The 26,595-nt window shown below is 40.5% G+C and carries 21 protein-coding genes and 1 tRNA gene; 3 read left to right on the top strand and 19 right to left on the bottom strand.

The genetic code is table 11. The features are described 5' to 3' along the window. Nucleotides 1–204 precede the first annotated feature (204 nt). A complete protein-coding gene (locus QZU45_RS05515) occupies nt 205–444 on the top strand; it encodes a hypothetical protein (protein WP_295352643.1) in 240 nt (79 codons plus the stop codon). A gap of 87 nt (nt 445–531) precedes the next feature. Here QZU45_RS05515 and miaA read toward each other — a convergent pair whose 3' ends face one another. From miaA to QZU45_RS05485, 6 genes are read right to left on the bottom strand one after another with little or no spacing between them, the layout of a single operon-like run. Next, nucleotides 532–1,503, bottom strand: coding sequence for a tRNA (adenosine(37)-N6)-dimethylallyltransferase MiaA (gene miaA, locus QZU45_RS05510; protein WP_295352640.1), 972 nt, complete (start codon nt 1,501–1,503; stop codon nt 532–534). After that, nucleotides 1,500–3,512: a DNA mismatch repair endonuclease MutL gene (gene mutL / locus QZU45_RS05505; RefSeq protein ID WP_295352637.1), complete on the bottom strand. Its 2,013-nt coding sequence runs from the start codon at nt 3,510–3,512 to the stop codon at nt 1,500–1,502. Before mutL ends, miaA begins: the two co-directional genes overlap by 4 nt. Before the next feature lie 15 nt (nt 3,513–3,527). Then, complete coding sequence (locus QZU45_RS05500) at nt 3,528–5,171, bottom strand: N-acetylmuramoyl-L-alanine amidase (RefSeq protein WP_295352633.1); 1,644 nt, start codon at nt 5,169–5,171, stop codon at nt 3,528–3,530. 52 nt (nt 5,172–5,223) lie between these two features. Continuing rightward, on the bottom strand, nt 5,224–5,712 hold the full coding sequence (gene tsaE / locus QZU45_RS05495) for a tRNA (adenosine(37)-N6)-threonylcarbamoyltransferase complex ATPase subunit type 1 TsaE (protein WP_295352630.1): 489 nt from the start codon (nt 5,710–5,712) through the stop codon (nt 5,224–5,226). Beyond that, nucleotides 5,699–7,249: an NAD(P)H-hydrate dehydratase gene (locus tag QZU45_RS05490; protein WP_295352626.1), complete on the bottom strand. Its 1,551-nt coding sequence runs from the start codon at nt 7,247–7,249 to the stop codon at nt 5,699–5,701. Before QZU45_RS05490 ends, tsaE begins: the two co-directional genes overlap by 14 nt. 11 nt (nt 7,250–7,260) lie before the next feature. Then, complete coding sequence (locus tag QZU45_RS05485; RefSeq protein WP_295352623.1) at nt 7,261–7,707, bottom strand: hypothetical protein; 447 nt, start codon at nt 7,705–7,707, stop codon at nt 7,261–7,263. 275 nt (nt 7,708–7,982) lie between these two features. Between QZU45_RS05485 and ppgK the strand changes: the two genes are divergently transcribed. After that, a complete protein-coding gene (gene ppgK / locus QZU45_RS05480) occupies nt 7,983–8,729 on the top strand; it encodes a polyphosphate--glucose phosphotransferase (protein ID WP_074841287.1) in 747 nt (248 codons plus the stop codon). A gap of 52 nt (nt 8,730–8,781) precedes the next feature. Here the strand turns inward: ppgK and recJ are convergent, their stop codons facing one another. Further along, nucleotides 8,782–10,479, bottom strand: a complete 1,698-nt coding sequence (gene recJ / locus QZU45_RS05475; protein WP_295352619.1) for a single-stranded-DNA-specific exonuclease RecJ — start codon at nt 10,477–10,479, stop codon at nt 8,782–8,784. A gap of 272 nt (nt 10,480–10,751) precedes the next feature. Here recJ and QZU45_RS05470 point away from each other — a divergent pair, with 272 nt between their 5' ends. Continuing rightward, the gene (locus tag QZU45_RS05470; protein WP_295352616.1) at nt 10,752–12,512 is read left to right on the top strand and encodes an AAA family ATPase; all 1,761 of its coding nucleotides are present in this window, start codon (nt 10,752–10,754) and stop codon (nt 12,510–12,512) included. A gap of 679 nt (nt 12,513–13,191) precedes the next feature. Here the strand turns inward: QZU45_RS05470 and QZU45_RS05465 are convergent. The 12 genes from QZU45_RS05465 to QZU45_RS05410 form a co-directional block, all read right to left on the bottom strand. After that, nucleotides 13,192–14,331, bottom strand: a complete 1,140-nt coding sequence (locus QZU45_RS05465; protein ID WP_295352614.1) for a nucleoside recognition domain-containing protein — start codon at nt 14,329–14,331, stop codon at nt 13,192–13,194. Between the two features lie 4 nt (nt 14,332–14,335). Beyond that, nucleotides 14,336–15,466: an AMP-binding protein gene (locus tag QZU45_RS05460; RefSeq protein ID WP_295352610.1), complete on the bottom strand. Its 1,131-nt coding sequence runs from the start codon at nt 15,464–15,466 to the stop codon at nt 14,336–14,338. Next, on the bottom strand, nt 15,466–16,281 hold the full coding sequence (gene menB, locus QZU45_RS05455) for a 1,4-dihydroxy-2-naphthoyl-CoA synthase (RefSeq protein WP_295352607.1): 816 nt from the start codon (nt 16,279–16,281) through the stop codon (nt 15,466–15,468). Before menB ends, QZU45_RS05460 begins: the two co-directional genes overlap by 1 nt. Continuing rightward, nucleotides 16,259–16,708, bottom strand: a complete 450-nt coding sequence (locus QZU45_RS05450) for a hotdog fold thioesterase (RefSeq protein WP_295352604.1) — start codon at nt 16,706–16,708, stop codon at nt 16,259–16,261. Before QZU45_RS05450 ends, menB begins: the two co-directional genes overlap by 23 nt. Before the next feature lie 23 nt (nt 16,709–16,731). After that, a complete protein-coding gene (locus tag QZU45_RS05445; protein WP_295352601.1) occupies nt 16,732–18,915 on the bottom strand; it encodes a DEAD/DEAH box helicase in 2,184 nt (727 codons plus the stop codon). 111 nt (nt 18,916–19,026) lie between these two features. After that, nucleotides 19,027–20,382 carry an ATP-binding protein gene (locus QZU45_RS05440; RefSeq protein WP_295352598.1) on the bottom strand — a complete coding sequence of 452 codons (1,356 nt, stop codon included), beginning with the start codon at nt 20,380–20,382 and terminating at the stop codon, nt 19,027–19,029. 187 nt (nt 20,383–20,569) lie between these two features. Further along, entirely contained in the window at nt 20,570–21,343 is a 774-nt protein-coding gene (locus QZU45_RS05435; protein WP_295352595.1) for a hypothetical protein, read from the bottom strand. Between the two features lie 422 nt (nt 21,344–21,765). Continuing rightward, a complete protein-coding gene (locus tag QZU45_RS05430; protein ID WP_295352592.1) occupies nt 21,766–22,743 on the bottom strand; it encodes a tripartite tricarboxylate transporter substrate binding protein in 978 nt (325 codons plus the stop codon). A 164-nt stretch (nt 22,744–22,907) separates the two neighbouring features. Continuing rightward, complete coding sequence (locus QZU45_RS05425) at nt 22,908–23,720, bottom strand: tetratricopeptide repeat protein (protein ID WP_295352589.1); 813 nt, start codon at nt 23,718–23,720, stop codon at nt 22,908–22,910. A 268-nt stretch (nt 23,721–23,988) separates the two neighbouring features. After that, a complete protein-coding gene (prmA, locus tag QZU45_RS05420) occupies nt 23,989–24,876 on the bottom strand; it encodes a 50S ribosomal protein L11 methyltransferase (protein WP_295352586.1) in 888 nt (295 codons plus the stop codon). 1 nt (nt 24,877) lies between these two features. Next, nucleotides 24,878–26,293: a hypothetical protein gene (locus QZU45_RS05415; protein WP_295352583.1), complete on the bottom strand. Its 1,416-nt coding sequence runs from the start codon at nt 26,291–26,293 to the stop codon at nt 24,878–24,880. A gap of 208 nt (nt 26,294–26,501) precedes the next feature. After that, nucleotides 26,502–26,577 (bottom strand) — tRNA-Thr (locus QZU45_RS05410). Nucleotides 26,578–26,595 lie beyond the last annotated feature (18 nt).

Below are 26,595 nucleotides of genomic sequence, written 5' to 3'. Positions count from 1 at the left end.
TATCTACGTAATATGCATTCTTTTCAATTACTGTTGAAAAGTCTTCAATACCTGTTAAAAACAAAACATCTTTCTTCATAAACGCCTCTTTACTGTTTCTATATAAGATTTTAGCACAGGAATTGAACCATATAGGGGAGTTGAACAAAACTTGCCGTGACTAGAACAATAAAGCAACTTTTGAGTTTTGCTTCTTAACATGTTATGGTTCTAAGGAAAAATCTTTCAAGGAACGTTACATTTAGAGAAGTTCGAGAAGAGAAATCAAAAGAGCCTAAGTTTAAAAAAGAATTTGAGGCTTTGGAGACAGAATCTCTTTGTTTTGATGAGCAGCCCAATGAAGAAACAATCTGCGCTTTAGAAAACAGTAAATTAGGAATAGGTGTTCACAAAGCAAAAAACATAGATGATTTATTCGTACAGCTCAAGGCAGATGACGAATAAGAGTATAGATAGGTCCTCATTGTTAAACCATGACTTAAGGACAGAAAACAGGTCTGCTTATTATTCCTTACAACAGTTCACCTTAAACTATACCAAACAGCCAGAAACAATTCCTGAGCTCCTTAACGCATCTAAAACCAGTTCAAGATTCTTAGGATCGCCAATATTCAGACGCTTTTTCAGAAGGTAATTCTGATCTTTTGACAGAGAGCCACGAAGCCAGGTCATCTGGTGCTTGGCAAGATGTGCAGTTGCAATCACACACTGTTCAATCATCTCTTCCCTGTCGTATTTACCATCTAGGTATTCCCATACCTGACGGTAACCAACGCATCGCATAGATGGCATCTCAAGGTTCAGATCACCTCTGGCTTTTAGAATTGAAACCTCGTCAATGAGGCCATTATCAACCATGCTCTCAAATCTTTTGCGAATAAGCTTTCTGAGCTCCTCACGATCATCATTTTCAGGAAGCAGAATAAATTCAAGACGGTCAAAGGGACAGCTGTCAGTTTTGGTATCAAAAAAGGATGACATTGCCCTTCCGGTCATCTCGTAAATCTCAAGAGCACGGGAAACTCTCTGCTTATCGTTTGGATTAAGTTTTGCATAAGAGACAGGATCAACCTCCTTAAGTCTTTCATGCATCTTAGGCCAACCATAAACCGATGCCTCCTTCGCAATCTTCTCACGAACCTTAGGATCGGTCTGAGGCAGAGGAGATAAACCATCCACAAGCGACTTGTAATACATCATGGTGCCACCGCATATAACCGGCAGAGCGCCTCTAGCTGAGATTTCATCCACCAGTCTGATGCAGTCTTCGCGGAAATTTGCTGCACTGTAGCTCAGGGCCGGATCGCAGATATCAATAAGATGGTGAGGGACAGAATTTAACTCGGTCTTTGTAGGTTTTGCCGTACCGATATCCATTCCCTTGTATATAAGAGCAGAATCAAGACTGATGATCTCAATCTTAAGATATCTGGCAAGATTAAGGGCCAGAGAAGTTTTTCCAGATGCGGTTGGTCCTAGTATGACCAGGGCTTTATTCTTCATAGACTAGTCTCAAAATCAAGAGCAAGCTGTTTAAGATTCAGTTCCTTTACAGCATTCTTTATTTCAGGAAGAGAGTCAGGCTCAGAAACTCTGCTGATTAGCTCTTCAGCTGAGGTTGAATTTGCTCCTAACACAATGTTTGAACCAATGATTCTGGCTAGAGCTTCTGGGCATTCACCACTATCTAGGGCAGAAACATTGGAAATAATCAGGCTAAACATTTCTACGGCAATACCTGCCAGATTAGCTCCTTTAAGTTTTACCGGAATTTCCAGCAGTTCCACCTTGTTTTTTAACACTCTCAGAACAAAACCGCATTTCTGCAGCGTGAAATAATTCTCTTTAAGCTTTCTGCATAGAGTTTCATCAAGATGATTAAGCGTATAAGGCAGCGTCATCTTAAAGCGTTCAACTCTGTTTGCCATAAGCTCCTGACGGTATTCCACAGAGAGAAGATGAGTTCTTAGAATCTGCAGATTCAGAAGATAGAATCTGGACTGAACTCTGATAAGCGCAGTTTTCTCAGTAATTTGATCTAAAAGTTCTATTCCATTATCGTGCTCAGCAGACCTAAAGGTATCCGTCTCCAGATTGGTTCTGGCATTCAGACTGATATTCGAGGCAGCAACAGAGGATCGGTAGATACTGATATTTCGCTGGATATCTTCTGGATTTGTTGCAAAATTAGTCTTAAGACCTCTGTGCATTTCAGAAGAAGAACTGCTCATCGTAGAAGATGTAGATGAACCATTACTACCGATAGCACCTGAGGTGGAATTATTTCTATCGGACGACCTGATAATTACAGGACGACCTCTGTCTGCAAATTTATTAATATCAATAACCGCACTGACTCCGGATGGAAAAGCAGGGAGTTCACTGCTTCTGATGTCATAGGAGGTTGCGTGAGGTGACACCTTATGCATCTCCTCAGGAATAGATTCAGGAGAAAGAATCTGCTGTCCCAGAGGATCATTGTCAATCATCTGCTGATAAGAACCGATACCGTTCTTTCTTAAGGTATAGACGATACTGTCTACAATCAGATCATGTATCAGCGAGGTCTCATGAAATCTTACCTCATCCTTTCGAGGATGAACGTTCACATCAACCTTGGCAGGATCAATCTCCATATAGAGGACGCATCGTATAGGCAGAGTCTTGCCCAATACCTCAAAAAAACCTTCCTTCAGAGCATGAGTAACGACCTTGTCTGCCAAAGGTCTACCGTTGAGAAAGATATAGATTTTCTCCGCCAGAGCTTCTTCTTCACGTGGAGGTGGCAGGAGCATGCCCTCTATTTTAAGATTTGGATCCTCACAGCTAACCCGCATTCCCTGAACACCGAATTCTGCGCCTATCAGGGTGGATGTTCGCTTTATATCAATACCTTCACCTTTGGCTGCAGTTACTCTTGTGATGGTTTTAGAATCTGAGACAAATTCAAACCCAACGTCAGGATGAGCCAGCGCAACTCTGGTAAAGGTATCCTTAATTCTTGCAAACTCCGTTCTGTCAGACTTTAAAAAACGCCGTCTGGCAGGTGTATTGAAAAATAATTCCCCTACATCCACGGTTGTACCGGTTGGGTGAGCAGCAGGAAGAATAGTTGGATTCTGCTCAGGTCCTTCTACACTGACAGAATAGGCATTCTCCTCATCGGCAGTCTTTGAGGTTAATACCAGTTTGGATACTGAGGCAATAGAGGCCAGAGCCTCTCCTCTGAAGCCTAAGGTCGTAATTGCAGCCAGATCATCCACACTTGAGATTTTTGATGTAGCATGAGGAGCTAAGGCTAGAGGCAGTTCATCCTTTACAATACCGCTGCCGTTGTCTCTCACGCGAATCAAAACCTTTCCTGCATTTCGGATTTCGCAAAGAATATTTGTCCCACCGGCATCAACCGCATTTTCAAGCAGTTCCTTAACCACTGAGGCAGGTCTTTCCACAACCTCGCCTGCAGCGATCTGACTTGCTAACTGTTTGGACAATAATTTGATTGAAGACATGGCGTTGTACCGTTTTTAAGGCAGATATAGGACCTGACCTACGGATAGAGTATCTTTTTTCAGTGAATTTAACTTCTTGATTTCACTGACAGTTGTTCCATAGCGATTGGCAATGATAGACAGGGATTCGCCTTTCTTAACAGTTATACTGCGCTTGCCGCCAATCTGTTTGGTTCTGGCATATGATTCCTGTCTGGATTTGATTTTCTGGGCAGGATATTTCTCGTAATAGGATTTAATACCTAGATAGATATGGTATGCAATCTGCTTCTGGTAATTTGGCTGATTAAGCTGGATTTCCTCATAACGGTTTGAAAGATATCCGGTTTCAATCAGAAGAGAAGGAATATCAGGAGACTTCAGTACCGCTAAAGAGGCTGATATAGGCTGACTCTTTCTTAAATGGGTGAAGGAACCTAATGAACGCAGGATCTCCTTTGCCAGAAGATTACCTTCTGAACGGGAATTGGTAGATGACATGTCCAAAATAGCTGTTGCCAGATAAGGATTTCCCACACTCTGATCCATAACCTCACCTGCACCGCCTATAAGCTGAGTCTGTTTATGGTTCTTCAGGATTTTGCCATTCTCGCGCTCAGCTCTGTTTTCAGATAGAACAAGAACACTTGCTCCTCTGGCTGTGGAGCTTCCTGAGGCGACCGAGTCTGCATGAATTGAGATTAAAAGATCAGCCTTACGCTTTCTTGCAATCTCAGAACGTCTGTCCAGATCAATAAAGATATCAGAGGAGCGAATCAGAGTTCCTCTAAAGGATTTGTTTGAATTAATATAACTTACAAGAGCCTTGGAGATTGCAAGGGTAACATTCTTTTCTCTTACCCCTCGCTTGCCTATTGCACCTGGGTCTTTGCCACCATGACCTGCATCAATAGCGATAATAAAAGGTCTGGCTACAGGGGTTGCATTCACTGGAACTGGAGGAGCTGAAGTATCAGCAACCTCTTCTTCAACCTCGATTCTAGAACTGCGGCTCTTCTTTACAGCAGAGCTCTGACGTTCAGCAGCAAGAGCCTCATCCTGTTCAAGCTGAGCCTTTTTATAATTTTCTCTTAATTCTTTAAGTTTCTGATTATAGATTGTGGCATTGGCAGGAGTCATGGTTCTAAAACCATCCTTGCCTGCAACTGAATATTGAATAAAGAGATCTCTTTCCTGTGCAGCCAGTGACTTTGAAGTATCTACACCTGAAGTTTTTGCTGCATTTACTGGAGCGCCTCTGGTCTCTACACTCTTTATCTGAGCTTTATTATCAGAGGCCAGAGAGGAAACAGCCTTGCCATGAGGAAAATCAATTACCAGTCTGTAATTCTTAGAATCCTTGGAGGGTGCCAGAATAAAGGTTTTTGGAGTTTCACAGCTTTTCAGTGAGAAAATATAGCGGACATCCCTGCCGTCTGTCTTTTTCGCAACAGAACTAAGACAGCTTTGAGGCTTAAACTTTCCTCCCTGAGGAGCTTTGGACAGATTATCAATATTTCTGATACGAACAGCCATAACAGACTTGTCTTTGGACAGCGCCGTAGAAAAGTCCGGTTTTGATTCTGTATCCAGAACCACACGGGTTTTCTCTGAATTATGATAGTTTCTGAGTTTGTAAACCTCCTGAGAATAAGCCACCTCAGGTATCAGAAGACACATAACCCACAGTATTGGAAATAATATTTTAAATCTGGATATCACAATCATTGTTCTAACGGAAACAGGAGGCAATCCTGTCTAATTCATCCTGTGAAAGTACTGATGATTCTATCACAACAGTTCTGCTGTTCTGAGAATAACTTAAAGCAATTCTTATATCAGCCTCAGGCAGTAAGCCCTGAGCTTTATCAGGCCACTCAATCAGACATACAGAGGTTCTTTCAAAATAATCTCTGATCCCCATGTACTCTAGTTCCTCAGGATCTAAAAGTCGATATAAATCAAAATGATAGATACTGTAATTATCAAAGTCATAAGGCTCAACAAGAGTGTAGGTAGGTGATCTGACAATATCCTTATAGCCGCAGCCTTCAATAAAACCTCGGGAAAAAGTGGTTTTTCCTGCACCAAGATCTCCTTCTAAAAAGATAAGCACACTTTTTGAATTCTTTACAGCATAAGGAACACAAAGCTCAGACATAAGAGTTCCTAAACGAACAGTCTGCTCTTCCCCTTCTATCTTAAATTCAGTCTTTGACATTAATAAGTTCTCGTATATTCTGACATAAATCCATTGGCAGCGTGCCAATCATACCCCTTTTCATGCCTTCAATATAGCCTGCTCTTCCATGCAGAGCAGCACCGACAATAGCAGCCTTTTCAGGAGATAAGCCCTGTCCTAAAAGGGATACTATTATACCAGTCAGCAGATCACCTGCTCCACCGGTAGCAAGAGAAGGAGCACCTTCGTGAATTATAGTAAGTTTTTCGCCGTCACAGACAATGGTACCAGGACCTTTTAATAAGACCACGCCTCCGAATTTCTGCTGCAGTTTGTAACAGGCAGACAGTCTATCGGCATTAACCTCGTCAGGACTTATGTTCAGCATTCTTGCAGCCTCTCCTGGATGTGGAGTCAGTACACGGTTTTCTCTGTAGTAATCCTGCTCAAAGGTTGCCAGCACATTAAGGGCATCCGCATCAAACACCAGATTCTGATCCTCGATATCAGATAGCAGAGATATCAGTTGAGCTGTTCTCTCGTTGATTCCAAGTCCAGGTCCAATAGCAATGGCATCTGCCCAGCTTATACTCTCAAGAATAGCCTTATCATCATAGAGATCTACACTCATCAGTTCAGGTCTTACAGACAGCATCGCGGTCACATTTGACGGATCCATAGCGATCTTCACCAGACCGGAACCGCTTCTTAAGGCTCCGTTACCGCAGATGATTGCAGCACCGCCCATCCCTTTGGCACCAGAGATTATCAGGACCTTACCGTTATCGCCCTTGTTATAAGAAGGAAGCCTGATTGGCAGCTCCTCTTCAAGATCATCAAAGCCAACCTGATAGATAGGAAGAGGAGATTTGTATGAGGATTCAGTTAAAAGCTCATGATAGCCTGAGGTATCCACATCCAGTGATGCAAACTCAATATCTCCCACAAAATCCACAGCATCGGAGGTAAGCAGACCTGGTTTTAAAGCCAGCATGCAGACGGTGGCATTGGCGCAGACACACATGCCCGGAACACCGCCGGTATCTGCACAGACACCGGATGGAACATCCACTGCTACAGTAAAGGTATTCAGCTTATTTATGTAGGAGATCCATTTGGCCGTAATTCCAGTTGGTGCAGACTCAATTCCGGTACCAAGCAGAGCATCAATAATCAGATCAGGCTTTGAGACATGAATGATTTCTGATGGAGAGTCACTTACCAGTCCGTTGTTAGGCAGCTCGTATTCAACACTTCCCCCCTGCTTTACAAAAAGCTCATAGGCAAAACTGGCCTCCGAACCTTCGTGAGGGATACCCGTTGCAAACACACGGTGCTTAATGCCGTTCTCCAAAAGCAGTGAAGCCACTATATAACCGTCTCCGCCATTGTTGCCCTTTCCGCAGAAAACCCAGACCTCCTTTGCGTCACCACACTCACGTACAATATAGTCAAATACAGATTTTCCTGCCTTCTGCATTAGATCAAAGCAATGTCCGTTATGAGATTTAGCATGATCAGCCTCAATCTGTTTTACTTCATCACTTGTAAAAACTTCGTATGGTAATTTAGACATTTGACAACCTCTTAGAGATTAAGGTCAGGATTGTTAAGATCAATACCACCGGACGCAAGAATAACAACATCCTCGGCAAGATCTTCTGGATCAGCACATTTACAGGTGATTCTGTTCTGCTCAACGAACACACAGCCATACTCATCACGGCTGTCCAAAGAGAACAGCTGCTCAAAATCCGTAGAGGATATAACATAAACCTCTCTATCCCCTCTTTGGAAGATAAAGCGTTTTATGTCCTCGGGCAGAACCGGTTCACTCTTTGTTTCAGAGCAGTCATCGAAAATATCCGGTAAATTAGAAAGAAATCTTCTTTTAATCAGGAACTGTCCACTGCTTAGGATATCTTCAAAGACACCGTAGTCATAATCATCAAGCTTCTTTATTTCGACCTTCCAGTCCTGTTCGCTTAAAAGATATCCAAAATCTGAATAACTAATGCAAAAGACCTTTTCCATAACAAAAAAACATCTGATAATAAAAAACACCTACTCTTTCAAAAGTTTAGCACAGAATTATGCTTTCTGATGCCAAATTGGAGAGATCTCACACTATTCTGCAGTATTTTTTTTAGAAAAAACTTATTTAGACACAATAACCGGTTCAAAGTACACAGTTTTCCTATTTTTTTTGACTAAACCTCTATCTTTTAAATAATTTCTATGGAAGTTCAGCTTGTTTATTGTCTATACTCAGAAAAAATGAATAACTACGTCAGATCAAGGGGTTTTCCATGGAAATTTTGGGTGTTGATATTGGTGGCAGCGGAATTAAAGGCGCGATTGTCGATACAGAGACAGGCGAACTTAAAACAGAAAGACTAAGAATCCCTACACCACAGCCAGCAACTCCAGAGGCTGTAGCAGAGACTCTAAAGGAGCTGGTAAAACAGATTGGCTATAAAGGTCCAATCGGTTGCGGTTTCCCTGCCAGAGTCATAAACGGAGAAGTTCTTACTGCAGCAAATATTGACAAGACTTGGATTAACGTAAAGGTTGAAGAATTATTCTCAAAGACTGTTGGTCAGGATGTTTTCGTTGCCAACGATGCCGATGTGGCCGGTCTTGCAGAATTAAGCTTTGGCGCTGTAAAGGGCTACAAGGGATCAGTTTTATTTTTAACACTTGGAACCGGTATCGGATCTGCCCTTTTCTACAACGGACAGATGTTCCCTAATACTGAATTTGGTCATATAAAGTTTAAGGGAGATATTGCCGAGCATTACTGTGCAGATTCAGTAAGAGAAAAGGAAGATCTGAAATTTAAGGAATGGGGAGAAAGACTGAATAAATTCCTTGAATACATAGCATTTTTAACTTCACCTGATTTTATCGTGCTGGGCGGCGGTGTATCAAAGAAATTTGAAAAATATAAAGATCAGCTGACCCTGAAAACAAAGGTTGTTCCTGCAACAACACTGAATCTTGCGGGAATCATCGGTGCAGCCATGTATGCAAACAGCCGCATCCAGAAGAAATAGGCAATTCAATCAAACAAAACTTGAAGCCTGAAATTCTATTTCAGGCTTTTTTTTAGACTTTTTCAATTGAGGAAATTTTGATTTCAAGACGCTGAGAGCCCATATAGTGGTTAACACCAATGGTGTATACCGCTCTTACTCTCATATTGGCTTTGATTTCGCGCTCGCTTGGAGTTGCCCGAAGTTTTATTCCTCTCATATAGGAGCCATCATCGTTGCGGAGCGAGAAACGCAGATGACGGTTTCCAACCAGAATTACATCCTCAACTGTATACTCACCGTCAAAGCAAGGTTCTTCAAACCCATTGCCCCATGGACCATAAGCCTCAAGATCACGGGCAAAACCGATGGTCAGATAGTTAGAAGGCAGTTCTCCGTCAGAAATAATCTCTTCATCATTTGGATTTCCAAGATTCTCCTTTGCCACCTGATTAAACAGCTCCTTGAACTTCTCAAAGTTATCCTTATGAATGGAAGCACCTGCCGCCATAGCATGTCCACCGAATCTAATCAGAAGATCAGGACATTTCTCTGATAAAAGCTGAAGATTCTTAACAATGCTAAAACCAGGAACAGAACGGGCGGATCCTGCAAGTTCATCCCCTGAGCCAGAGAATACAAAGCAAGGAACAGAGAACTTCTCCTTGATTCTGCTGGCTATAAGGCCGCCCAAGCCAACCAGCCAGTTAGGTCTGTAAAGCACAATCGCACAGTTGCCTTCCTGCTTTAGAGCATCCTCTGTGGCTTCCTTGAGAAAAACACGCTCATAGTCACCACGACGCTTGTTACACATCTCAAGATCACGGGCAATAATGCAGGCTTCGGTCTCATCGTCGGTTAACATCAAGGAAACCGCAGGATTGTTCTCCAGCTTGATTCTGCCGGGAGCATTCAGTCTTGGACAGAGATCAAAGGCAATGCTTACAGAATTTATGGCAGCAAGATCAACTCGACAGGAGGCAGCCAGAGCCTTGATACCGATAATAGATTTGCCTGCTTTGATCTTGTCAAAGCCATATTTGACCAGCTTGCGGTTGTTGGCATCAAGCTGCATAACATCGCCAATAGTCCCTAAGGCCACCAGATCAAGGAATCTGGCAATGAGAGGCACCTTGGAAGTCTTATAGAAACCGCGATCACGAAGAACAGCTCTGGTTGCAACCAGAACATAGAAAAGAACACCGGCACCGCAGAGATTTTTTGAAGGGAATTTATCTTCAGGAAGCTTAGGATCAACTATTGCATCAGCATCCGGCAACAGTTCAGGAGTTTCATGATGATCTGTAATTACAACCTTAAGACCTTTGCTCTTAGCGTAATTGATTGATTCAAGACAGCTGACACCGTTATCCACGGTCAGAAGCAGCTTAACTCCATGAGAAACGGCATCATCTACAGTCTCATTGCTGACGCCGTAGCCACCCTCATATCTTGATGGGACAAAATATCTAACCTCAGAGGCACCTAAATCCTTAAGCCCCCTTACCCCCAGGGCTGTACCTGTAATACCGTCAACATCATAATCACCAGAAACCAGAATCTTATCTCCGTTTTCAATGGCATCGGCAATGATGTTACTTGCCTTGTCTATATCATGCAGATCTCTGTAATGGTAGATATCTGAAAGCTGACAGGTAACCTCACTTTCTGATTTGATGCCTCGTCTTGCAAGTATCTGCCGGATAATCGGATCGGATACATAGGTCTGCAGGTGACTATCATCAACGATATCACGTCGTACTATTTTCACGATAAATCCCTTAGGTTTCGTATTATTTAAATTCGATATATATTGTCCGTGACACCATTATATGAGTTTAAAAGACGAATTACATAGAATGTGAATAATAAAATTCAATAATTCTGAAAATATTGTTGTATAGAATAAAAGTTTCTGCATAGGAACAATAAAAGAATAAACCTTTGGGATTCATGATGTAATATCTAAACAATCAAAATAAAAGAGTCAAAAAACATGTCATGTTCCTTTATAATTTGAGAAGTGATGTATAAGGAATCAATATGGATAAGAAAAAAATCATAGTTGGGATGCGCTCTCTATCTGAGATTAGAGATAAAGGTGGTATTTATATTGATAAAACCCGTTTTATTGATTACCTTGAGAATAATGCCGTAACCAGTGTTCCTGTATTCCTTCGACCTAGACGTTTTGGAAAGAGCCTTACTGCAAGTATGCTGCACTGCTACTACGATATCGCTAAAAAAGATACCTTCGAAAAGAATTTCAAAGGTACCTGGATATATGATCACAGAACCCCTCTAGCCAGTTCATATTACGTCATTCATTTTGATTTTTCAGATGTTTCCTCAGAACCTTCGGAGGTTAACTATACATTTCTCACTTCTGTAGGCAGTGCAATTAACTCCTTTAGTAATACCTACCCAGATAAAGGTCTTTCTCAAAAGCAGCTAGATTTTTCAAGTTATAAAACGGCAACGGATCTTATGCTTGTTTTTCTGAATAATTTCTCAAATAAGGCGAAGAAAGGGGAGTATCTGTATGTAATCATTGATGAGTATGATCACTTCGCCAATGAAATTCTGACCAGAAATAAAGAAGCCTTCAAGGATATAACATCAACGGCTGAAGGTCATGAAGGACTCATCAAGAGATTCTATGCTCTATTAAAGAAATTTTATAGAGGAGAAGGAAATGGCAGCATCGACAGATTCTTTATTACAGGGGTGTCATCGGTTTCTTTAGATTCTGTAACCTCGGGCTTTAATATAGCAACGAATATCAGTTCAATATCATTATTCAATGAGATGATAGGTTTTACTCATGATGAGTTATCAGAGGTTATTGATGAGACTGTGGATTTTTCACAGTTGCCAGATATTTCCAAAGAGCAGCTAATGCAGATTATGGAAGAAAACTTTGACGGTTACGCTTTTGAGAAAAAAGCAAAACTGAAAATGTGTAATTCTAATCTCTGTCTTGCCTATCTTGGAAGATTAATTTTGGAAAGGGAACTTCCTTTGCTGAATGAAATCTCTCTGAATGATGATGCAGGCAAACTCAACGGAATGCTGAATCTCTGTGAGGACGATGTCAGAGACGAAATAGTCAGGGCAATGTTTAACAAAGCGCCTATTGTGACAGAATTACCTGACAAGATGAATCTTAACAGTACCAATTATTTTGATAAATCTCAGATGGTATCTCTGCTTTATCACCTGGGATATCTGACAATTGATACAGAAACCTCCAGAAAAAAAGGAATTACATGTTTTGTCATTCCCAATAAAGTCTATGAGAAACTGTTCCTAGACTACTGCCGTATGGCTATTGGCTACAGATCGGATGTCTACAAGGATTTATCCTCTATGTATGAAGAGACTGCTGATATAACAACTCTCCTTGAGACATTAACAGAGCAGATAGAGAAAAAAATAAATCCACAGTCTTTAGGAAAATTTACCGAGATGGCACTGCAGCTGATATGTGACAGTATTATCAACAACGGTGGCGACAGGCAGCTTAAATCATATACTGAGTTTTATACCGGTAAAGGCTTTGCTGATATCTTTGTAAAGAATACCTATCCTAACGGACACAATTTCCTGTTAGAGCTTAAATACCTGCATAAAAATGATGGCAGCAAGCCTGCTGTTGAAGGTAAGTTATTAGAGGCAAAAGAGGAAATCGAAAGATACCGACAGGGTACAGTTCTAAAAGAAAAGGTCGGTAATCATCCTCTTGACTGCTATGCGATTGTATTTGTTGGCTCAGAGTGCAGGTTGAGCCAGAGGATAGATTAGAACAGCATAAAAGATATAACATAACAGTCTGAAGCGTCAGACTGTTTTGCAGTAAAAAACGGCTTTCACAACAAAAGAATAAATAAACAAGATCTCCTACTTTTCCTTAATTTTTTTAACCCAATATTTTATATATTCTGACCGTTCTACTCTATTCTCATTATTGTAGGTTCTCACTTCTGAGCACCAAACGTTTATAAAATCTAGCAAACACGATGCCACTGCAAGACCATTTCCAAAACCAGAACACAACAATCTAGAATTAGAGTTAGGAAGGATTTGAGATAAGTTATGAGAAATAACTATTTAAAAATCAAACAAAAAGAAGAGGTAAAATGAATATGCGGTTTAAGCCGTAGTAGGTAGAAAAATCCAATAGGAGCCTGCCAGATCCTATTGGTAAGCCAGCTAACTTATTTGTGCAACAAGAAATTTTCAAATTAAAATCTTCTTAATTGTACTTCTAGTATTGGTTTTACTAGCTTGGGCTTCTCCTGCTTAGCAACAAAACCGTAGATAAATAGAAAAGCTCAATCTCAGCACTTCGACTTTGTTATAGTTCAAAAAACTTATGCTCAAAGATGTTATTCGGAAACAGAATTTATCAGTACCACAAGTAGTTAATTAGAATTCTTCAGGAAAATAAAAATTCAGCCCTGGTTCAGTAGCTTCCACCTTTTCAGACAATCGCCTTCATAACTAGAATAGACAGGAACGCATTGATAATACTGATGGCAAACATCAGTCTATAGTTACGAAACTCAAGTCCTATTACTCCGAGGATTCGCCCCATATACTGCAGCTGAGCCCCCATCAGGAAAATAGCCGGAGTAATAATTGCCAGCTGAGTCTGAGAAATCTCTCCTGTAGCACACATGGTTGCCCCCATGGCCACACCACCCAGGCCGGAGAACCAGGCTGAGACCAGAACCACCATGGACTGACCGTTTAAATCAAATAGCTGCATCAGAGGAGAGCCAATCTTCCCTAAAAATTCCATAGCTCCGATTTTCATGAGGACTACAGTCAGAACAAAAGCCATAATCACGTTCGGCATCATAATGTTAAGACTGATATTGATGGCTCTTCTGGCTCCGCTTATGAAGGCATCAGCTATATTTGTAATATCCTCGATGTTCTGCTTTCTAGTGTTCAGCACAGCGGCCCTTTCCTCACCGGGGTAACTCTCTGAGATTTCATCATATCTTACGTAAAGATAAGCTCTTATGAGGTTGGCTCCTACAATCTTCATAATCAGAATAATACCTAAAGGCAGCAGAATAGGCAGATTAAGATGAGCAGAAATGATAGGCATCGCTGTCAGATATACACCTATAGAACCGCCAGATGAGAATTCAAAGGCAGAAAAGATGCAGCGTTGTTTTTTGCTGATAATTCTCTGATCATAGAGATCTTTAGTCATCACCGCGCCACTGTCAGAGCTTTGCAGGGAACTTATAATCGCAAAGGCTGATGAGCCAGGAATTCCTAATAATGGTTTAAGAATAAAGGAAAAAATACGTCCTGCTGCATTCAGTGCGCCAAGATAGCCTGCAACAGAAAGCACGCCTAATGAAAGAATGATTCCTGGAATTATGGACAGAGCAAATAAAAAGGCACTTCTGACACTGATATCTCCGTGACCTGTAAAATTATCAGAGGTTCCGGCAATAGTTCCGAACTTGCCGAGAATAGTTGAATAATCAAATGCAGAGAGCCATTCAGGACCTTTTGCACAGACTCCCGAGAAAAAAGCTATCACCATGACAAGCGATATATATTCCATCGCATTTTTGATTATCACTCTGAAATTAAACAAGAAATCACTCTCCTTTCGTGAATAAGTCTTTCTTCTGATACAGTTCTGAAGCTAAAGCTTTAAGCTTAGCTCTTGCAGGTTTTCCTGATTCCGTTCTTGGAAGAACAGCAGTTCTTAGAAGAATCTTCGGAGCCCAGTATTTAGGAACCTTATCCTTTATCTGACGCAGGATAGATTCATCAGATATGCCTTGAGGGGACTCAGGGTTACTCTTCATGAGAAGACATACGACTTCCCCATACTTCCTGGATTCCACTGAGGTTACATTAAATTCACAGCCAACAGTTTCTCTTATAAGCTCTTCAAGCTTCTCTATCTGAATCTTGATACCGCCGCTGTTGATGATATTATCGACTCTTCCGAGGATATTAAAAGAGCGATCTGGATTAAACTCAACCACGTCATTGGTCTTAAGCGCTTTGACTCCAATATAAGGGGCATCAATCACAAGAGTTCCATCCTGTGCCTGTTGCAGACTCACTCCTTCAAACGGTACATATCCATTGGAATTTACCTCAGAACTATCCTCGATATTCACACGTCTTAGGGCAATATGAGAGATAGTTTCTGTCATGCCGTAAGTTGACCAGATACGGTTTGAAGACAGCATCAGCTGAGCCTTAAGACTGCTGTTTACAGCACCGCCTCCAATTATCAGCTCTTTGATATTAAAAAGAATTTCTCTTTCAGCTTCACTCTCCAGGGATGAAAATACCTGAGCAGGAGTCATTGCCGCAAAATAGGGAGCTTTTCTCAGTCCCAAAAGAGGATGTGATGACGGATTGACCGCCACCAGTTCAAGCTCCTCTGACAGAGCTCTTATAACCACCATCTTTGCTCCGATGAATTTAAGGGGCATACATAAAAGAGAGGAGGCTCCTTTTGGGATTTTAAGATAGGAACATGTCATATGAGCACTGTTCAGCATATACTGCTTTTTAAGCTTCAGTTCTTTAGGCTCGCCTGTAGAGCCTGAGCTGAAAACGCTTATTGAATCAGAATCAGAGATAAACTCCTTATACAGATTCTCTATCTGAGATCTATATTCTAAAGACAGAATCTCCTCTGACTGTGCTTTCAGATAGCCTCTGGCAAAAAGCAGAGTATAGTTTTTATTTAAAATACCGTCCTGCATTATGGTAGATTGTTGAGTTTGCTGAAATTAGGCTTTCTCTTCTCTAAAAAGGCCTTGCCGCCTTCCTGAGCCTCATCAGTCATGTAGTAAAGCATGGTGGCATCACCAGCCAGCTCCTGAATACCAGCCTGACCATCAAGTTCAGCATTCAAGCCAGCCTTAATCATGCGCAGAGCAAGAGGACTTAATTCCATCATACGCTGTGCCCATTCGACAGTGGTATTCTCAAGCTCCTCTACAGGAACAACAGTATTTACAAGTCCCATATCCAAAGCTTCCTTTGCGCTATACTGACGGCAGAGGAACCAGATTTCACGGGCTTTTTTCTGACCTACCACACGTGCAAGATAGGAAGAACCGAAACCGGCGTCAAAGCTTCCAACCTTAGGGCCGGTCTGACCGAAAATGGCAGTCTCTGAGGCAATTGAGAGATCACATACAACATGCAGCACATGACCGCCGCCGATGGCAAAACCGTTAACCATGGCAATCACAGGCTTTGGAAGTGATCTGATCTGCTTTTGCACATCCAGGACATTAAGTCTTGGAACTCCCTTTCCGTCAACATAACCGCCACGGCCCTTGTAGTTCATATCACCGCCGGCACAGAAAGCCTTATCTCCGGCACCGGTCAGAACAACAACTCGTACATCGGCACATTCACGGCAGTAATAAAGCGCATCACTCATCTCTGCTACAGTCAGAGGAGTAAAGGCATTTCTGTAACGAGGACGGTTAATGGTAATACGGGCTATACCCTCGTAAAAATCAAAAAGGATCTCTTCGTAATCTTTAATCTTTGTCCACTGACGCATTTATAATGGCCTCTCTTAAATTATGGGTATCTTTGATAATTAAATTAGTCATTCTGATGGTTGAGAGCAGCTGTTCTTTCTCATTGAAAACATCCACATTCCAGATATGAACGGTTTTCCCGATTTTTACGGGAGTAGCAACAGCATGCACTTCTGAATTGAAAAAGCCCGGAGCCACGTGATTGGCACTTACACATGATCCCACTGGAATAGTATCCTTCTCACACAGTTCAAAGGAGGCAAAGCCAGCCAGATTCTCTGCAAGAGCAACACTGGCACCGCCATTCAAAAGTCCGAATATCTGACAGGTTCTGCTGTCAACCGGCATGGTTGCCTTAAAAACTCCGTTCTCATCTCTGAACATTTTTATACCAAGAGTCTCAACCATGGTATGCTGCAGATGAGGAGACATTTTTTCTCCGCTCATAGACAGACTTCTCCTTAAAATGCTTAAAGCTCTTTTCTCAAAACTTTAAAGAAATCCAAAGCTCCTTCGATATCCAGTTCACTGTAAGCAAAGGACATTCGCTTTAAATCCATTGAAATATAGCTGTCGTGTTTTTCACGATCAAGATTATTAACCTTTTTAATAAGATCGGTTCCACTTATATTCTCGTAATTGAGAATATTGTATACCGCAACCTTAAGACTGTCCTTTGGAGTGTAGGCCAGCTCTATATGAGATTTATATGCAGAGGCATCAATGGATTCCTTTTTGAGCATCAGCACAATGGTTCTGATTACCTTGTCCCCCTGCCATGGAAACAGAGCAATTCCGGTTGGACCATCATAAATATGTGAATGCTCAAGATGCATTCGTTCAAACTGCTCTATTCCCTGCTGAACGTGTTTTGCGGCAACCTTATTGAGATATACCGGTACTTTTCGGTTTCGGTATATTTCAAACATTCTCTTTCTGACCTCATTGTGAATATGTCCGGCACTTCCGTTCATCTGCAGTGGCTGAGCGTCATGGGGATAAGCTTTAACACCAATCAGATGTCTTTCCTGAGAGAAGAAATTAACCTTCCAGCCTCGACCGGCAAAAAGGAAGGTATCACCAATAATCAGATCCTGAGATAAAGGAATGGTACCTATCTGATGCCCCTCATGCTCAATTGTGAATTCCTTTGGTGTATCAAAGGCCGCATAGAAATTCCAGTTGGATACAATTTTCTCACCCTCAAGACCTAAAGCCAGGGAGCCATCATTGAGCTGTACAATGAGATCTTTTTCTCCAAGACACTTTAAAAACTGCATAAAGATTTTTGGAGTACACAGAGAAAACGGACCGGTCTTGCACAGCAGTTCATGCAGAGCCTTGGCAGAGACACTCCCATAAGAGGCAATCACTGACAGAGTCTGCTGCAGAAGTGTCGAAAAGGCATATTCATGCTCTAAAGGAGGCTCATACCAACGTTCTAATAGTAGCTCTATCATGGCCACAGTCATAACTGTGTCCTCATAAAGCTCAGTTTTTTTAGTATCTGTCAGAGCTTCTGGAATAAAGACTCTCAGAACCGCATTATGTTCACGGCGACCAGCGCGCCCCAATCGCTGTCTTAAAGAGGCTACAGTAATAGGATGCTCAACCTGGGCAATAGATGAGACATCGGAAATATCAATACCCAGCTCTAAAGTGGCAGTACAGATAGCAGTAGTTGGCCATCTGCCCTCCTGCAGTCGGTATTCAAGGCTTTCTCTGAGCTCCTTTGATAAAGAACCGTGATGCGGGAAAAACTCATTAGGAACAAACCTGCTCTTGCTTTTCTGCTCAAGTTTTCCAGCAAGAGTTTCTGTACAGAATCTGGAATTGCAGAACACCAGATTTGTAGAACCGCGTAACAGCCTGAAAATGTCATCGGAGATAGCATCAAACTCCTTTGGAAGCACCTTGCCTTCAAGTTCAGGATCATCCAGGGCTATATGATCATACCCCTTAATCTGAACAGAAAGCTTATCTTCACTGCTTTTAGCTGCAGTTATAACCTCACATGGAATGGAGGAGTTAGGACGAAGATATGACATAACGCCATTGGCATCTGAAAAGGTTGCCGACAGAGCTACTCGCGTTACCCTCTTTCCAATAAGGTTTTCTATACGATGCAGCTGAGACTGAAGCTGATAACCGCGCTGAGAGCCCATAAAAGCATGGAACTCGTCAATAATCACATAGAACAGATTCTTCATGGAAGATTCTATCCAGCTTTTGTGATTTATCAGAAGTGATTCAAGTGACTCTGGAGTTGTAAGAATTATGCCTTCAGGCTCATCAAGAATCTGGTTTTTCTTGGAGATGGAAACATCACCGTGCCATGGAGTTACCTTAATCTTAAGAAACTCTGTCATCTCATCAAGGCGGCGGTACTGATCGTTAATTAATGCCTTAAGCGGACTTATATAAAGAATTCTGACACCAGAGAGTTCCTTTGTTTTATGAATTGCAGTCAGAGCAGGCAGAAAGGCAGCTTCTGTTTTACCACTGGCAGTAGATGCTGAAATAATAACATCATTTTTTCTTTCAAGGATCGGAGCGATGGACTTTTCCTGAATCGGCAGCAGAGACTGCCAGCCTTTTTTAAACATCCATCGCTTAAGATCAATATCCAGCAGATTTATTGAATTATTTTCCATGAAAAATACCTTTTGTATGGATGTCTTAAAAAAAAGCTCTTAATTGACAGGTTTCTGCGGATTTCTGAAGGAAAAACCTTCAATAAACAATCCGCAGCAGCAGTTTTCTGCTTATAAAGTAAATGAGGTTAAATCATCATCGTCATCTTCAGAATCTGTATTTTCAGAAGCGTTCTCTTTTGAAGAATCTTCAACAGGATCAGATGATATGGATACAAGAGAGGAATCAGTTTCAGATTCGATGGAAATATTACCGATCAGAGTCTTCCAGTTCAGATCCGGATTCTGCTCAAGGATAGATAATAAATCCACAAAAGCTTTAATAGTATTGCGAGGAGTTCTGAAATATGCATCTCCAATATTCTTTGAACAGTGCTCTAAGAATGCGGTTAAAGCCTCATCAGGAAGAATATAGTTTTCCTTTTTACCGTTAGCAAAGACATTTCTGATATTGCACAGCAGAACATAAATCTCCTCAGGAGACAGATTCTGCAGAATCAGAATAGGACTGTTGTAGTCAACAACATTCGCAATCTGAGCAAAAGTATTCTCTGCAAGACGTGAATGCAGAGCTTCATATGAATAAAGACCTTTTCTCTGATCCATCAGAAACTCAGGGGTGCCGCCAAACAGGAATCCAATAGACTGAGCTGATCCCTGGAAGCAATCATTTAAGATTCTTAAGACCTGCTCATAATTTGAATTACGGGCTCTCTGAGATGGAAGCTTGTAAAGATTTACCACCTCATCGAGGTTAACCAGCAGTCCTTTGTAACCGGCCTGAGTAACAAAACGGCTCAGAAGTTTGATGTGATCATAGACATTATGATCCTCAACAATTGCTCTTACACCAAGATCACGTCTGGCATCTGCCTTTGAAGTATATTCTCCTCTCAGATAACGGATCGCATTATTCTTAAGATCCTCGTTATTCTCGTTGTAAGCTTTCCAATAGGTAGCAATTACCTGAGCAAAATCATAACCATCCACCAGTTCAGACAGGGAATTGAGTTTCTCCTTGATTACCTGCTCAACATCAAGGCCCTGTTCATCTGCAATACGGCGCTGTTCAGTAATGAATTTCTCAACCAGAGGTACCATGGCATTACCTTCAGGATGAGCTCTAGTAGATAGATTTCTGGCAAGTTCCTTATAAAGATTACGAGACTGGCCGGTTGATGCAAACAGTCTTCTGTCAGGAGACAAATCCGCGTTAACAACCACCAGCCCCTTCTCCAGAGCAATATATCTTATAAGCTGTAGAAAGAATGATTTACCGGCGCCAAAATCACCGATAACAATACGGAAGGCACTGCCCTTGTCAGCAATATTATCAAGATCCTTTATCAGAGCCTTAACTTCATTTACTCTTCCGACCTGTATATACTCAAGACCGATTCTTGGGGTCACGCCAGCACGAAGAGACTGGATAATAGCAGATCTTTCACGAGGTCTGATGTTTGCCATGATAAAGCTCCTAATTTTTAAGTGAACTGATCATTATATACCATGTTTTATGATGTAGTGGAGGATATTTAGAATTATGCATTTAAAAAAAAATGGATTACAGGTAAAAAAAATCTTTTAAGAAAAGATCTTAAAAGATTTAGAAAATTCCAAACTGGAATGAGTACACGTTAGAAATAGGAAACTTTTAGATATCTATTGACTGATATTTTTCTGTATCAAAAAATTCTGTTGTAGCATGACGTACAGCATCCTTAATCTCCTTAGATACAGCGCTGGAAAATGCGGTTTTAAGAATTTCTCTACCTGTAAATCTAGGATTGGAGGTGGTGGTCATAGTGTATATTACAGAGCCATTTTCATAAACCTCTGTAAATTCATTTATATACTTGTTTGAAGCCAGATCCTGATAACTCAGTCTGCAGATTCTAGACTTTTCCCCCTTAAGTAAGGATGGAGGCACCACCATATTTATATTTGAATGGCTGGTAGATTTTGTTACCAGTTTTCTGCAGTATTCATCAGAGGAATAGTCGATATCATCATATTTCTTATCAAACTCGATTACTGCGGAATATTTTCTTGTATCGTTAAGTAAGGTAATAGACTCTCTTGGAAGCTCTTTCTCATCCTCTTCTACAAGATTTCTATGGATACCTATAAACTCAGGCTGAACCCAGAGATTCATGTCGTTACTTTCGATCATTTCATCTTCAAAAAAGACTTTAACGTCGAAGTGTGCGGTATTTGCCTGTGAATATTTTTCTGAAAGAATTTTGCGTTTTTCTTCTTTCTCCATCTTTCTGACGGCTCTCGCCACCTTTGCCTTTTCATATAAAGAAAGACCGTCTGAAGCCTTCTGTGACGCAGCGTTGTCAGAAGGTTGCTCCTTTGTACACCCAATGAGACTTACTGAGGAAAGCAATGTAAGACCAACGATTAGTAGTTTAGATGATTTCATTTATAGTGAATTAACCTGAGTTTTTTTTATTTATATATTGTGCAATATATTTAATACTTTTTTGCGAGTTATGTCAAATTATGTATTTAGATGGAGCTTAGATAGCATAATTATCACTCATTTAATGCAAAAATGTATATTAATAACTCATTATCTTTTATTTTCAAGGAGTTTTATATTTAGTACCGTACAGTAATTTTCTTGAACATATAACTGATAATGACGTTTTATGTGAAAGTGTCACATATTCTAACATTTCAGAAGAACAAGTTACAGGTAAAATTATCAACAAATATATTGATCGATGTAATCTCTTGAAAATCAAAGAAATTATGATCAAGATCACATGAAAGGACTATGACAAAAACATCAGGTCTTTAATGTATTAAAACGGGATATAACCTGATGTTTTTGAGGAAAGACTAGTTACCGTGCTTCTTAAGATCCTCTTCCTTGTAAATCATCGGAATAATATCTTTACAGAAGAACACACTTGCAAGCATTGTGGCTTCAAGGTTCAGATTATCCTTGTAATCCAAAGCAAGATTGGCATTACGGTGAGCCGTGGCCACCTCAAAGTCATCCATCATTGCATGGAATGTTTTTACATAATACTGCAGGACATCATTAGGAATTCCCTTAGGAGCAACTATGCCTCTGGATGAACCATACCATTTATCGTAATATCCATATTCAGCCAGAGTTGGCACCTCAGGATAGTCCTTAAGTCTTTTCTCTGAAAAAGAGGCGAGAATTCTTATTTCAGGGTTGGTCTTTTGCAACAGCGGAACAACATCCGGAACCTTTACACAGGTAAACTGAACCTCATCATTTAAGAGAGCCTTTAACTGATCAGATGTTCCTCCGCAATCTACAGCTATATAATCAAAGCCGCCGGAATGGGCCAGAAGCTGGGCAGCCGTATGATTCGATGCCATAAAACCGTTTGTGGAGGCCAGAAGATTACCTTTAGACTTAGCATCTTCAACAAGATCTCTTATCGTTTTATATGGGCTATCAGCTCTTACGACTACGATTGAAGTTTCTGTCACATGATTACAGATAGGCACAACATCTGTCATTTCAATTGAGGAATTCAATGTCTGTGTTGCAAAAGTAGGCAGATTAATGAAACCTATTGTATATCCATCAGGCTTGGCTTTAATCAGAGTATTCCATCTTGTAGTCCCATCCTCCCCATTAACATTTTTCACAACCAGCTTATGTTTAAAAAAGCGCTCAGCAAAAGAACTTAATAGTCTTGCGCCGGTATCTGTTCCACTTCCAGGCTTATAGGCAACAATGACCTCTATATCCTTAGTAGGTTCCCAGGCTTGAGCATTAGTTATACAGCTGACACCAATCATGCAAAGCAGGGACAGTAAGTATTTAAATCTCATAACGCCACCATTTAAAGAAAAAGGAATTAAATTTACAAGCGTCCATATTTAAAGATAAGACAGATAACGTCAGCAAGATTCATGCTCGCTCACGAAAATAAACTAAAAAACGAATTACAGACGCTATATAAGAACAGTCAGTTGGGGGAAAAGGGAAAAAAGGTCTACAATCCCTCGTTGTTAAGATTTTCATATTCGTCACAGCCTGGTTTATAGTGCAGATAACAAGCTTTAGAATAGTAGGCTTTACTTATTGTGTAATCCTGTTCAATGCCCCAGCCGTTTGCATACATAACACCAGCATTGAAGCATCCTTCACCTGCTCCAAGATCACAGCCCTTTGTGAAATACTCATAGGCCAGCTCATAGTCCTGCTCTACACCCTCGCCCTGAGCATAATTCAGTCCGATATTAGCGCAAGCCTCCCCACTCTCCATTTCACAGGCCTTAACATAATAGGTATTTGCAAGTTTAAGATCTTTTTCAAGACCCATTCCGTTGTAATAGGCATTGCCAATCAGAGTACAGCCTGTAGCCTGTTCATGCTCGCAGCCTTTTCTTAAAAGAGGAATTGCTTTATCAAGAGATTTCTCAATACCGGAGCCAAGAATATAGCTGATACCAAGATTTACACAGCTTTCGTAGAAATTCAGATCACAGGCTTTTTTATACAGAACAGCAGCCTGATCAAGATTGAGTTTAACCCCGTTTCCTACGGTGTACAGATACCCCAAATGACCACAGGCAGAGCCATTATTCTTGTCACAGGCAGAGGTAAAAATATTTGCAGCCTTTGGCAGATCCGCTTCGATCAGATCGCCTCGGGCGAATTCACAGCCTAAAGCATCACACGCATCCAAATCTCCAGAATTACACTGACTCTCAAGAGACTCTATACGTGACTGCTGTGCTATTGCTGTAGTTGACACAACGCTGGCGATAAAGGCCAATATCGTTATAGATACGACTTTTTTCATAAAATTTCCAGGATTACATTTGCCACCGCAAAATCTAGACCTGATCTATACCTTCATAAATTTAACTTATTAATATAGTTTTGTTTTAGTTTATTTATAGTAGTAGGTACTATTAATTTTATAAAAATAAATCAATATAACAAACTTCAGTACTATTAAAATTGTGATGAATGATTCTTTTTGATGTAATTTACAGCATAGAGATAAAAAATGGATCCCAAAAGATCCATTAAAAGAAAATGTTTTATGAAAAGACATAGAGCCTTATTTATTTTCTGGTTCCGGTAAGTAGCGCCCAGCCTTCCTTATCCTTAACCTTATTCATGATAAAGTCTTTTGAATAAGCCTCAATAACAGAGTCAGCCTGCTCAGTTAAAATACCAGACAAAGCAAGCAAACCACCACTCTGAGTTAAATCTGCAATTATTGGCTCAAGCTCTGCCAGAGGACCGGCAAGAATATTTGCAACTGTAATAGGAGATTTAGGAAGCTCCAACTTTTTATCAGAGCCCATTACCAGCTCAAGTTTATCTGCAACTCCATTTCTGGACGCATTTTCCTTAGATGCAATCAGAGCCTGCTCATCAATATCAACACCAAGAGCCTTCTTTGCTCCAAGCTTCAGGGCTGCAACAGCCAAAATACCAGAACCACAGCCATAATCTAAAACCTGTTTATCCTTTAAATCCAACGAATCAAGATACTCAAGACACAATGCGGTTGTAGGGTGAGTACCGGTTCCAAAGGCAAGACCAGGATCAAGCATAACTACAACACTATCCTTCTCATCAACACTTAACCATGAAGGACAGATCCATAGTCTTCTACCAAACTTCAGAGGCTTAAACTGATCCATCCAGGCTCTAATCCAGTTTTTATCCTCTAGATGGGTGGCAACCATAGGAATATGATCTCCAAGAATTGCCTTTAATGCATGTAAAATAGGTTCAGGATCAGTTCCCTGGGCTAAAAGGCCTGTAACTTCAGTATTTGGCCAAAGCTTTCTCTCTCCGGGACGAGGTTCAAGAATAGGAGAATCTTCAGCATCAGTGTAGCTTACGGATAATGCGCCAAACTGCTCTAACAGCTCAGCAATAGTATCTGCCAGCTGATTGGTTGTTCTTAATTTAATCTGAATCCAATCTGAATCGCTCACTTTATTTTTTCTCCTGAAGATTTAATACATAATTCTTTAAATCAAACTGTTCTGACAGTTCAACTTCATCTGTTGTGTAATTGGAGGATTCCTCAACAATATTATTGAGTCTTTTCCACACGATGAAAGAAAGTGTTCCTAACGGAATTCTAAGGTTATTCTCTGAACGAATAAATTCGATTCTTTTTTTACTAATTAAATTTATCTGCGGAATAACGACTTTCTTATAATTAAAAACCTTTATAAAGAGAAAATCCTTATCAATCCAGACTGCTTTAAGATTACTCTTTCCGCCAATTCCATTAAGAATAGAAATAAGGAAGAGATCAGGATTTTTGATATCTCTCAAGTTAAAACCGGAATTTCTGAATCTGCGTTTTAATTTGTTCTTCAGATGATTAATCTTTCCGATTTTAGAAATGACGATCTGCATCACCAGAGGAATCAGCATTGAAAAGAAAATAACAGCAAAATGCGAAGATGACAGCTGCAGAAAAGCCAGATTCCTGAGAATAAGATCAGGCTGATACAGCATATAGAAACTGGTAAAAGTTCCAAGCTGCAAAGAAAGATTCAAAAAGAATAAAAAGATTGAGCTAAAACATAGAGCCAGAAATGTTCCAGGATAAAAGAACATAAGGATCAAAAGCTCTACAGAAATACATGTACCGATTTTAGAAGTTAAACAAGTTATAAAAGCCAGAAACACCAAAAACAGTCGGTTATAGGATTTTGCAAACGAAGCTCTTGTAATAATTATGGCAGGAAGTGAAATCATATTAGTCAGCATAATACTATTCAGCATTGCCTGAATAATAGCACTTTCAGACTGCAGACTAACCAGAGAATTCAGAAGAGAACTGAATCCTAAAGTAAGCATAATTTCATAAATTGGAACAAACAGACAGGATAAAAACGAATCTAAGAAAACAGAAGTAAAGGTAATAAGAATAGAATGTTCAATATTCTTTACTACCACCATAATCGTAAAGAGTGCGATAAAAGGAAATGTAAAGATACAGAATACCTTTGACAACAAAGAGCGGAAGCTCAAATCTTCGGACTCAATATCGCTGTTTGGCAAAAGAAACAGTGTTGCCACCAGTGATGAAAGTATCCAGGATGTTGGTTGTGTAAAAAAATTCTGATATTTAGATAAAGAAAAAGCAACGAGAATAGAGTAAATAAAAGCAACAGTAGCAATCTGAAGCTTGCGGTTAAATGTAGGAACCATACAGGCTGCAGCAATAGCAAAGAACCCTGGAAGAATAATTCTGCAGGTTTCAAGCAGAAGAGTCTGAGACTCGATATCAAGCAATGTTGGGATTCTCTTGTCCAAAGCATAGGAAACAATCGCCAGTAAACCTAAAGGCAAAAGCAGTAGTAAACTCTTTTGTTGAAATTTAGAAGATGGCATTTAATTATCCGCGAATCTATGCTTAAAAAAACTGTTTGAAATATAAAGCATCAGACTTAAAACAGTGGTTATATATTACTTACAGAGCAATTCTACCATTGAAGCCACAAAATAGGAATACAAAGGAAGAGCTGAGGGAAGGACAAAACAAAAAAAGCCTCTGAACCTCAGAAGCTTATACAAATTAACTTATTGAATTTAAAGGAGATGGTGCTGATACCGAGAATCGAACTCGGGACCTCACCCTTACCAAGGGTGCGCTCTACCAACTGAGCCATATCAGCACTTAAATCTGATATTAA

The sequence above is a fragment of the uncultured Succinivibrio sp. genome, from assembly GCF_902756765.1.
In the GTDB taxonomy this organism is placed as follows: domain Bacteria; phylum Pseudomonadota; class Gammaproteobacteria; order Enterobacterales; family Succinivibrionaceae; genus Succinivibrio.
Note: the sequence above shows the minus strand (reverse complement) of the source record. Positions and strands in the feature narration are given on the sequence as shown.